This is a genomic window from Aeriscardovia aeriphila, assembly GCF_002259595.1.
GTDB classification, from domain to species: Bacteria; Actinomycetota; Actinomycetes; order Actinomycetales; family Bifidobacteriaceae; genus Aeriscardovia; species Aeriscardovia aeriphila.
Genome location: NZ_MWWU01000005.1, coordinates 79,117 through 85,326 on the forward strand (window position 1 = coordinate 79,117; position 6,210 = coordinate 85,326).

General features: G+C 52.7%; 3 protein-coding genes, 2 tRNA genes and 1 rRNA gene. 3 read left to right on the forward strand and 3 right to left on the reverse strand.

Features of this window, described 5'->3' with window-relative positions:
• Nucleotides 1-278: 278 nt before the first annotated feature.
• The 3 genes from AEAE_RS06560 to AEAE_RS06570 all read right to left on the reverse strand — a co-directional run bounded on the left by AEAE_RS06560 (nucleotide 279) and on the right by AEAE_RS06570 (nucleotide 1,363).
• Nucleotides 279-351 (reverse strand) — tRNA-Ala (locus AEAE_RS06560).
• 1 nt (nucleotide 352) lies between these two features.
• Nucleotides 353-425 (reverse strand) — tRNA-Ala (locus AEAE_RS06565).
• 143 nt (nucleotides 426-568) lie between these two features.
• Nucleotides 569-1,363, reverse strand: a complete 795-nt coding sequence (locus AEAE_RS06570; protein ID WP_094690352.1) for a DedA family protein — start codon at nucleotides 1,361-1,363, stop codon at nucleotides 569-571.
• A gap of 463 nt (nucleotides 1,364-1,826) precedes the next feature.
• Here AEAE_RS06570 and AEAE_RS06575 point away from each other — a divergent pair, with 463 nt between their 5' ends.
• From AEAE_RS06575 to AEAE_RS06855, 3 genes are all read left to right on the forward strand, one after another.
• Nucleotides 1,827-3,740 (forward strand): ABC transporter ATP-binding protein, encoded by a 1,914-nt coding sequence (locus AEAE_RS06575; RefSeq protein ID WP_094690353.1) that lies wholly within the window; start codon nucleotides 1,827-1,829, stop codon nucleotides 3,738-3,740.
• Nucleotides 3,737-5,530, forward strand: coding sequence for an ABC transporter ATP-binding protein (locus tag AEAE_RS06580; protein WP_094690354.1), 1,794 nt, complete (start codon nucleotides 3,737-3,739; stop codon nucleotides 5,528-5,530). The genes AEAE_RS06575 and AEAE_RS06580 overlap by 4 nt, the downstream gene beginning before the upstream one ends.
• Before the next feature lie 601 nt (nucleotides 5,531-6,131).
• Nucleotides 6,132-6,210: ribosomal RNA gene (locus AEAE_RS06855) — 16S ribosomal RNA — on the forward strand; the annotation flags it as partial.

Genomic DNA, 6,210 nt, shown 5'->3' on the forward strand with positions numbered 1-6,210 from the left:
CGTTTTCCACACTAGCCAGATTGCACTGACAGTGGGGATTCAGCTCGGTATTAGAAATTTTCGATGAAAGCTGAGCTGGCAACTCCCAGCTGCTTCACGCGCTTTCTGCCTTGCAAGAACAACAGATGATTACCACGGTAGGCCTGAAACCAATCCGCTATCAACTCAGCTCTCGCGCGATAGAAGAGCTGGGATTGTAACGCGGCGAATGCTGGAAAACGCGGCAAACACAGTCAGGGCAACGAAATGCGCTGGAATGCTGAGAAATGAAGAAAAAGTGGAGCTAACGGGAATCGAACCCGTGACCTTTTCCATGCGAAGGAAACGCGCTACCAACTGCGCTATAGCCCCGTGGAGTTAGCCGGGTTCGAACCGGCGACCCTCTGCTTGCAAAGCAGATGCGCTACCAACTGCGCTATAGCCCCAAGAGTAAGTCGTGAGATCGCACGACGGACTTCATAATAGCTCGAGATTACCAGAAAACGCAATACGCCACAGTTTCTGCACGGTGCAGAACCTGTGGCGCACTACGAAACTCAAACAAGACTTAAGCAAAAACTTACTTGTTCTACTCGGCACCCTGAATTTCACGAGCAGCCTTACTGACACTGGCAATCTTGCCTTCATCAGTAGCTTTACCTGCGCTGGCAATCTGAGTGTGGTCGGCACTATTCTCTTCGCCAACAACAGCAGCTTTACCAGCAGCCTTATTCTTGCGATGCTTGAGCCCAGCACGAATAGCAGTGATCACTGTCGGAGCCAAAGAGACCAACAAAATCAAGATGATCACCAGCTCGAAATGCTTCTGAACAGCAGGAATACCGCCAAAGAAGTAGCCGAGCAGCGTGAAGAGAGAAGTCCACGTCAAACCGCCGAGGACGGAGAAGGGAGCGAAACGAATCCAACGCATGCCAGTAATGCCAGAAATGAATGGCATGAATGTGCGAATGAAGGGGAAGAAGCGACCCAAGAACACGGCCAAAGGTCCCCACTTTTCAATCATTCCCTCAGTTTTAGCGATGCGTTCGGGAGTCATCGCCTTCACCTTGCCAGATTCGATAATCTTTTTGCCAAAGAAGTGACCAATGAAGTAGTTGCACTGGTCGCCCAGAATCGGTGCAAGGTAGCAGATGAGTAGCAAAACCGGCAGTTTCAAGCCAGAATTCGGATCATGTGCAAAGTAGCCCGCCGCGAAAAGCAGTGAGTCGCCGGGCAGGAATGGCGTGAACACCAAACCTGTTTCGAGGAAGAGAATGAGGAATATGAAGCCCAACGTTGGGCCGACACCCATGGCAATCCACCCTGCAATAGCAGTGCGAGGGTCTTTCAACAGTTCAACGATCGTCGTGACAAATGACGGCATAACTTTCCCTTCTGTGCGGGCGTAGCGCGTGATGCTGGAAGGCTCTTGAATCTGCAAGCCGTTTACCAGAACCTCGCCTATTTGACTACGTGCCTCGCGCTGAGCGCAATCGCGGCGAAACTTCCGAGTTTCACTTTACGGGAAAATGCGAGCGCCCACGGCTTGCTAGCCCGAAAAGCACTTGAAAATGCGAAGAAAATACACAAAGTGGTCATCTAGATGAACGCACGAGCCTCACAGAAACGCGCAAGATTAACAGTGTTGTTAATCTTGAGCGACACGCCAATAAAAAAAGCCCAAAATAGGCTAGTGCACCCAATAGGCTTGTAAATACCTGAGCGTGGTCGGTCTATGGGGAACGGCTTTCCGACGCAAGGGCCATACCGGGCAGTGAAAGAGCTGGGGCAACGGTATGGGAACTGAGGAATAAGAGGAAAAAAAGAAACGTATTAAGAGGTTTCCTATGTATGTTGAGCCGACGGCTGTAAGCCAGAAGCACAGCAATCTGCGATGGATTTGGGAGTATGGCAAGCCAGACAAGTGGAGCTTGGTCATTTCTCTCATTCTTTTCGCCTTCGATAAAGTTGTCACTCTGATCCCGCCATTTATTGCGGGCGTTATTGTCGACGAGTGCATCACCCGAGGCATCACCACACGTCTGGTCCCCCTGCTGGTTGTATTTATTGCCAGCAACCTGGGGCATATGCTGCTGCGCTACATCTACGAGATTATGATGCAGCGATTCGGCCAGAACGTGCTCTACCGCCTCGTATCCGACGAATTCGAGAAGCTGCACTCGCTGGACTTCCAATACTTCAACCACACCGACACCGGCGATTTGATGAACCGCATGACCTCCGACACTGAGGCCATTCGCTTCTTCATCTCCTGGGCCGGCCTTCAGCTGGTAGATAGCGCCATCATGCTTATTTCTGCATTGGACATGATGTTCTACCTCAACTGGATTCTCGCACTGGTTTTGACGCTTATCACACCGCTCTTCTTCTTCGTGGTCAGGCGAATGTCGAAGAGCTCGCATCGCATTTTCTACTCCATCCGCCAGTCGCTGTCGCGTTTGAACGACATGGTCGAGGAGAACATCGAGGCGAACCGTGTGGTCAAGGCCTTTGCTCGCGAACCATACGAAAACAAGAAGTTCGAGGAGCACAACCAGGACTTTCTGAACAAGAACATGGATCTCGCCTACAACAACGCGAAATTCATGCCACTGATCGACGGAATCTCCTACACCATCGACTTCGTCATTCTCATTTTGGGCGGCGTGCTCGCTCTGATGGGAAATATGCGTGTGGGCACTCTCGTCAGCTTCATGAACTACCAGTGGATGGTGGATATGCCTCTGCGCATGTCCGGCTGGCTACTGAATGATTATCAGCGCTTCAACGCCTCCTGCATTAAGATTCGCCGTCTGCTGGGTACTTCCGCAATGATCAGCGACGACCTTTCCGCCTTCTCTGGGCATAAGGACCTCGCTCAGCGCACCATCAAGGGTGATATTCGCTTCGACCACGTCAGCTTCGCCTTCCCCGACGACCCGGATACTCTCGTCCTCAACGACGTGAGCTTCCACATTCGCCCTGGCGAAAAGCTGGGTGTTCTGGGTGAAACCGGCTCCGGTAAGTCCACCTTGGTGGCGTTGATCGCCCGTTTCTACGACCCAACCTCTGGCCACGTTTACATCGACGACATCGATGCGCGCTTCTGGCCATTGGAAAAGCTGCGTAGCGAAGTCACTCTCGCCTTCCAGGACACCTTCCTCTTCTCCGACACGATTGGCCAAAACATTGTGTTTGGTGCCTCTCGCGATGAGGAAGAAGTGGTGTACGACGACCCTGTGGAAGCTATGCGTGCAGCCGAAATCCGCCACAAGAGCACGGTTGATGGTGCTTTCGTGCGCTCGATGGCTCGCATTGCTGATGCTGACGACTTCATTCAAGAGATGCCGGAAAAGTACGACACGGTGGTGGGCGAGCGTGGTGTTGGCCTCTCTGGTGGCCAAAAGCAAAGGATTTCTTTGGCTCGCGCTCTGGCTGACAACCCGTCAGTGCTCATCATGGACGACACGACGTCGGCTGTCGACATGGAGACGGAAGGCATGATTCAGAAGAATTTGCGCGAGCTGGCTGGTGGCAAGACGGTTGTCACCATCGCTTACCGCATTTCTTCGGTGCGTGATGCCGACCAGATTCTCGTCATTGACCACGGCAAGATTATCGAGCGCGGTGACCACAAGTCGCTGGTCGCTGCTCACGGCATGTACTGGGATGTGTACAGCCGTCAGATGGGCTTGCAGTTGGGCACTGATAATCTCAAGAAACTCGAAAAGCAGGAACCAAGCCAGGAGGGAGGTCGCTGATGGCACGCAATACGTACAAAGAAGATGAGGAAGTCATCGAGACCCTCGACTGGAAGGACCTCAAGCGAGTCGGTGCTTACCTCAAGCCTTATATGCCGAAAATTCTGCGCGTTGTGGCCGTCGTCTTTACGATGACGCTTGTCGCGCAGTTCAACCCGGTGGCTTCCAGGCTGCTCATCGACGAGGTGATTGCCAAGAAGAGTTGGTCGATGCTGTGGGTGTTGGCAGGCGTTTTTGCTGCAGTCATCGTCATTTACGAGCTGTGCTTGCGCTACCGAACCATTCATATCATGGAAATCGGCCAGTTGATGCTCACCGACATTCGCCGCGACATCTTCCACCACATTCAAACGCTGCCGTTTAGCTATTTCGACTCGCGTCCGCACGGCAAGATTCTCGTGCGCGTGGTCAGCTACGTCAATACGCTGTCCAATACGCTTTCGGATGGCTTGGTCAACGTGATCGCCGATATTTTCATCGTTGTGATGGCTCTGGTGGGTATGTTCCTCACCGACGTGCGTTTGACCTTGTGGTCGCTGCTGCTCTTCCCGGTGCTGCTGGTGATGGTTCGCGTGATCCAGCACTTCCAGCACATTGCCTATCAGCGTCTGTCGGCCAAGCAGTCGAACTTGAACGCCTTCATTCACGAGGCTATTGCCGGTGTGAAGACGACGCAGAGCTTTGCGCGGGAGAACACTCAGTTTGCGGAGTTCCAGGGCCAGCAGGCTACGGTTCGCCACTTCTGGATGCGCGCGCAGTACCTCGAGTTCCTCATGTGGCCTTCGGTGCAGGTTATCGCCACGACGACGACCGCAATGGTGTATTACCTGGCAATTATGAAGCTCGGTGGAGTTCACGTCTCTGCGGGCGTTCTGATCGCCTTCTTGGCCTACCTGAGCAACTTCTGGAACCCGATTATCGAGATCGGCAACTTCTACAACCAGCTGATCACCTGCTCGGCATACTTGGAGCGTATCTTCGAAACGATGGATATCGAGCCGGAGATCAAGGACCTTCCTGGCGCCCAGCCGATGCCTCAGATCAGCGGCAAGGTGGACTATAACGACGTCTCCTTCCGTTACGAGGAGGATGGTCCCGATATTCTCCACCATGTAGATTTTCACGTCGAGCCTGGCAAGTCCATCGCGCTGGTGGGTCCAACTGGAGCTGGAAAGTCGACGATTGTCAGCTTGCTGTCGCGCTTCTACGATGTGACGGACGGCTCGATTACGATCGACGGCTACGACTTGCGCTCGGTAACTTTGAGCTCTCTGCGCTCTCAGATGGGCGTCATGCTGCAGGATACGTTCATCTTCAAGGCGAGCGTGCGCGAGAACATTCGCTATGGCCGCTTGGATGCGACGGATGAGGAGATTGAGGCTGCTGCTCAGGCAGTGAATGCTGATCGCTTTATTCGTGAGCTTCCCAACGGTTACGACACTGAGATTGAGGAAGGCGGTTCGACTCTCTCTGCTGGTCAGCGTCAGCTCATCGCCTTTGCTCGCGTCATGCTTGCTGACCCGCGCATCCTGATTCTCGACGAGGCCACTTCCGACATCGATACTCGTACGGAGGAGGCGTTGCAGGCTGGCATTAAGGAGCTTTTGAAGGACCGTACCAGCTTTGTGATTGCCCACCGCCTTTCGACGATCGTCGGCTCTGACCAGATTTATTACGTCGATCACGGCGAGCTCGTGGAGCACGGCACTCATGCTGAGTTACTAGAGCGCGGTGGCGAGTACGCCAAGCTGTACCAGGCTCAGTACGCCATGCTCAAGGTTGACGAATAGTTTGGGGTGGTTTTGGCTCGTTTAGCGGCAGGTCTTGTGGCCTGCCGTTTTTTGTTTTCTCGGTTTTGAGTTTCTTGAGATTATCAGTGCGGTTTTCGCAGATTTCACTCCCATTTGTGGTTTGTGGTGGGTGCTTCGCACTGTGGATCATCCATTGAGTGGAATTTCACTTTCAATTGTGTTGGTTTTGTGATGGTTCATGTGGTGTTTACGTGGGTTTGGTTAGGTTGATGGTGTCTGCAATACTTTTTCGACACGCCGTGTTTGGGTTGTGTTTGTTGGGTTTTGTGGTGGTGGGGTTGTGGTGGTTGGTGTGGGTGGTGTAGGTTTACTTCTTGCTGCCTGCGGGGCTGGTTGCTGGTTGTTTGTGACTGGTGGTTGGTTTTGTTGGGCTGGTGGTTTGAGAACTCGAGAGCGTTGATTGTGCTACTTTAGTAGTCTTTTTGAATGCCAGTTAAGGATTGATGCTTCCGCATGAGTTTGTTTTGTGTGGTTGTGTTTTTTCTTTTTTGTTTGTGCGTTCCATGATTCTGATCTTTTTGGTTGGGGTTGTGGTCCGTCTTTTTTGTGCTGGAATTTGTTTCTGGCTTTTCATGATTTTTTTGTGGAGAGTTCGATTCTGGCTCAGGACGAGCGCTGGCGGCGTGCTTAACACATGCAAGTCGAACGGGATCCTGATA

Coding starts and splice junctions, on each gene's coding strand:
- AEAE_RS06570 (WP_094690352.1), bottom strand. CDS start 1,363: ATGCCGTCATTTGTCACGACGATCGTTGAACTGTTGAAAGACCCTCGC.
- AEAE_RS06575 (WP_094690353.1), top strand. CDS start 1,827: ATGTATGTTGAGCCGACGGCTGTAAGCCAGAAGCACAGCAATCTGCGA.